Annotated in this window: 5 protein-coding genes; 3 read left to right on the top strand and 2 right to left on the bottom strand. The window is 74.0% G+C overall.

Translation table 11 applies throughout. The features are described 5' to 3' along the window. Nucleotides 1-45 precede the first annotated feature (45 nt). The 3 genes from MHY49_RS18775 to MHY49_RS18765 are packed head-to-tail and all read left to right on the top strand — an operon-like array spanning nt 46 to nt 2,164. A complete protein-coding gene (locus MHY49_RS18775; protein ID WP_200501352.1) occupies nt 46-552 on the top strand; it encodes a ribose-5-phosphate isomerase in 507 nt (168 codons plus the stop codon). Continuing rightward, nucleotides 552-1,655 (top strand): Fpg/Nei family DNA glycosylase, encoded by a 1,104-nt coding sequence (locus MHY49_RS18770; protein WP_239206755.1) that lies wholly within the window; start codon nt 552-554, stop codon nt 1,653-1,655. The genes MHY49_RS18775 and MHY49_RS18770 overlap by 1 nt, the downstream gene beginning before the upstream one ends. Before the next feature lie 5 nt (nt 1,656-1,660). Then, nucleotides 1,661-2,164, top strand: a complete 504-nt coding sequence (locus tag MHY49_RS18765) for a GNAT family N-acetyltransferase (RefSeq protein WP_239206753.1) — start codon at nt 1,661-1,663, stop codon at nt 2,162-2,164. A 64-nt stretch (nt 2,165-2,228) separates the two neighbouring features. On the opposite strand, the gene MHY49_RS18760 is transcribed toward MHY49_RS18765, so the two are convergent. Beyond that, on the bottom strand, nt 2,229-2,714 hold the full coding sequence (locus tag MHY49_RS18760) for an ankyrin repeat domain-containing protein (RefSeq protein WP_370646225.1): 486 nt from the start codon (nt 2,712-2,714) through the stop codon (nt 2,229-2,231). A gap of 309 nt (nt 2,715-3,023) precedes the next feature. Then, nucleotides 3,024-3,772, bottom strand: a 749-nt coding sequence (locus tag MHY49_RS18755; protein ID WP_239206751.1) for an energy-coupling factor transporter transmembrane protein EcfT, incomplete at its 5' end; no start/stop codon positions are given.

The raw sequence follows: 3,772 nt of genomic DNA, 5'->3' as shown, positions 1-3,772 counted from the left end.
CGTCCCGCCCCGGACCCGACCGCCCCCGTGAAAGGCTCCCCCTCCATGCACGTGCACATCGGCACCGACCACGCCGGCTTCGAGCTGAAGAACCGGCTCGTGGACTCCCTCACCGCGAAGGGCCACGAGGTCACCGACCACGGCGCCCACACCTTCGAGAAGCTCGACGACTACCCGCCGTTCTGCACCGCCGTCGGCGAGGCCGTCGTCGCCGAGCCCGGCAGCCTGGGCGTCGTCATCGGCGGCTCCGGCAACGGCGAGCAGATCGCCGCGAACAAGGTGCGCGGCGTCCGCGCCGCCCTGGTGTGGAACGAGGACACGGCGAAGCTCGCCCGCGAGCACAACGACGCCAACGTGATCTCCGTGGGCGCCCGTCAGCACACCGAGGAGGAGCTCGAGCACCTCATCGACCTGTTCCTGGCGGAGCCCTTCAGCGGCGACGAGCGCCACCAGCGGCGCATCGACCTGGTGGGCCTCTACGAGCGCACGGGCGGGTACGACCCGTCGGCCGACGGGGACTCCGCGGCCGGTTCCGGCTCCGCCGGCGCCTGATGCCCGAGGGCCACACGGTCCACCGGCTCGCCTCCGCCCTCACGGCGGGCTTCGGCGGACGCCGCGTGCGCACCTCGAGCCCGCAGGGACGGTTCCCCGACGCCGCGAGCATCGACGGCTGGGTGCTGGCCGGGGCCGAGGCGGCAGGGAAGCAGCTCCTCATCGCCTTCACCCCGGAGGAGTCCGTCGACGTCTCCGATCCGGTGACCCGCTGGGTGCGCGTGCACCTGGGCCTGTACGGCTCGTGGACCTTCGCGGGCGAGGAGGGCTTCGCGCTCGCCCACGCGATCGGCGCGCCGCGGGTGCGGATCGGCGAGCGGGAGACCCGGCAGGGCGGCGGCTCGGGAGCGGCCGACGGGTACGACCTGCACGACGCCGCGACGGAGGACTGGCGCCGCCTGGTCCCGCGCCCCACCACGCGCCTGCGCATCGCCGGCCCCCACGGACTCGCCGATCTCACCGGGCCGACCGCCTGCGAGATCCTCGACGCCGAGGGCCGCGCCGCCGTGCTGGAGCGGCTGGGTCCGGACCCTCTGCGCGAGGACGCGGACCCCGACCGATTCGTCGAGAGGGTGCGGCGGTCCCGCACGTCGATCGGCGTGCTGCTGATGAACCAGGAGGTCATCGCCGGGGTCGGCAACATCTACCGGGCGGAGGCGCTGTTCCGCGCCCGCCTGGACCCCTTCGTGCCCGGCAAGGACCTCACCGAGGGAATGGTGCGCGGGATCTGGGACGATCTGGTGCCCCTCATGCGGTACGGCGCGCGCACCGGCCGCATCGTCACGACCGAGCCCGAGCACCGCGAGATCGAGGCGGTCATCCAGGAGCGCACCCGAGCGACGCGGCAGAACGGGGACGACGACCCGAGCGTCGTGCCCCGCGAGCAGTCCTTCTACACGTACCACCGGCAGACGCTGCCGTGCCGCCTGTGCGGGACCGCGATCCGGTCGACGGAGCTCGCCGGGCGCACGGTGTTCTGGTGCCCCCGCTGCCAGACCCGGCGCTCGCGCCGCGCGAGCTGGACCACGGAGCACCCGGCCGCCGCCTGGGCGGATCCGCCTGCCGCCGCCTGGGCGGATCCGCAGGACGGGCAGCTACGGTGATGGGCATGCCTGATCCCGAGACGGGCGGCGTGCTGCGCCGCGCCCACCTGCAGGAGATCGATCCGCGCACCGTCTACCTGCTCGCGAAGCTCCGCCAGGACGTCTTCACCCTCGAGCAGCACGCCGACGACGCCGACCTCGACGGCCGTGAGCTCGAGGCCTCCACGGTGCTGCTGTGGATCGAGGTGCCGGACGCGGAGCCCGTCACGGGCGGGCTCGAGCGCCAGCCGGTCGCCCAGCTGCGCATCCTGCGCGACCCCGACGGCACCGTGCACATCGGCCGCGTGGTGGTGCGCGCGGACCGTCGGCGCGACGGATTCGGCCGGCGCCTCGTGCGCGCGGCCCTCGACGTGGCCCGCGAGATCGCACCGGAGGCGGTGGTCGAGATCGGCGCCCAGGCGTACCTCGAGCGCTGGTACGGGAGCATGGGCTTCGAGACCACCGGGCCGCTGTTCCTCGAGGCCGGCATCGAGCACGTGCCGATGCGCTACGTGCACCCGCGGGACTGATCCGCGGGCAGCGGGAGGGGCGAATCGGCGGGCCTGAGCGGCGTACGCCCGTGAGGCGCTGCGATCAGGCGCGCGGCGCCTTCTCCTCGATGAGCCGGCCCATCTCCTCCCGGCCGAAGAAGGCGACGGAGTCGCGGCCGCTCGGGGTGCCCGCATCGGGATCCGCCCCGGCATCCAGGAGCGCGGACACCACGTCGTCGTACCCCTTGAAGACGGCCCCCGCGAGCGGCGACTGCTCGCGGTCGTTGAGCTGATCGACATCCGCCCCGCGGGCGGCGAGCTCACGCACCAGGTCCGCGTGACCGTGGTACGCGGCGAGCATCAGCAGCGTGTTGCCCCGCGAGTCCCGCATGGCGACCGGCGCCCCCTGGTCCAGCAGCGGCAGCAGGGCGTCACCCCGGCCCTCACGGGCATCGTCGAGCATCCTCCGGGCCAGCGCGAGCACCTGCTCGTCATGCTCCTCGGAGGTGAGCGGCGATCCGGGCTGCGCGGAAGCGGACTGAGAGGAGTCGGGCTGCGGGGGATCGGGCTGCGCGGCGTCGGAAGTCATGCGCACCAGGGTAAAGGCCCGCACGACGCGGCGACCACACGGAACGTCATCCGTCGTCGACTGCACGGCGGGCGGCAGGCGAGGCGGGAGGAAGGATCGCCGGCTCCAGCCGCGCGATCTCCGGGGTCTTCGGTGCGTGCGTGCACTTCGCGTAGTCATAGGTCGGGTCACCTCATATATGACACGTCACCCGACCTCCTGCTACGCGAGGTGCACGGGCTGTTCGCGGACCTCTGCCCGCCGCGGCCGGGCCCCGGGGCTGCGTCGACGTCGAAGGGCGTCGCTGCCCGCGTCGACGGGGTCGGCTCGTCAGCCGCCCAGCACCGTCCGCAGCACCCAGGGCGCCGCGAGCAGGAGCACGGCGACGGCGAGCCCCACGAGGTCGCCCCTCGTGAACGGGCTGGGCAGCGCCCAGGTGCGGTGCTGCGCGGTCGCGAAGCCGCGGGCATCCATCGCGAGCGCCTGCTGCTCGGTGCCTCGCACCGCGTCGACCAGGAGGGCGAGGGTGCACGAGGCCAGCAGCCGCACGAGCGCCGCGCCCGAGCGCAGCGGATGGCGCAGGTCGCGCCGCGCCCCGAGGCCGCGCAGGCGGCGACTGGTCATGATCCGCTCCCAGACGTCGGCAGTGAGACCTGCCCGCACGAGCCCCGCGACGCTCGCCGCGACCGGCCGACCGGGCAGACGCAGCCTCCCGCCGAGGGCGTCTCCGAGCCGCGTCGGATCGAGGGAGGCGAAGATCAGCGCGCCGGGAGCCACGAAGTATCCGATCCGCAGGGACTCCTTGAGACCCAGCAGCCACGTGGCCCCGGAGAGCACGGGCAGGGGAGAGGCGAGCACCGTGGACCAGCAGAGGCCGACCGCCGCGAGCGCGATCGGGATCAGACGCAGCGCCGTGCTACGCACCCCGCGCACGGCGAGCGGGGCGAGGACCGCGACGAGCACGCACGAGAGGAGACCGAGCTGCCAGCGGTCGATCGCGAAGGAGCCGACGGCCGCCGCCACGGCGATCGCGATCGTGGTCAGCGGGTTGAGCGCGTCGGCGGGGGCAGGACGAGGAC

The sequence above is a fragment of the Brachybacterium sp. ACRRE genome (genome assembly GCF_022346485.1).
GTDB lineage: Bacteria > Actinomycetota > Actinomycetes > Actinomycetales > Dermabacteraceae > Brachybacterium > Brachybacterium halotolerans.
This window is presented reverse-complemented; position numbering and strand designations above follow the sequence as displayed.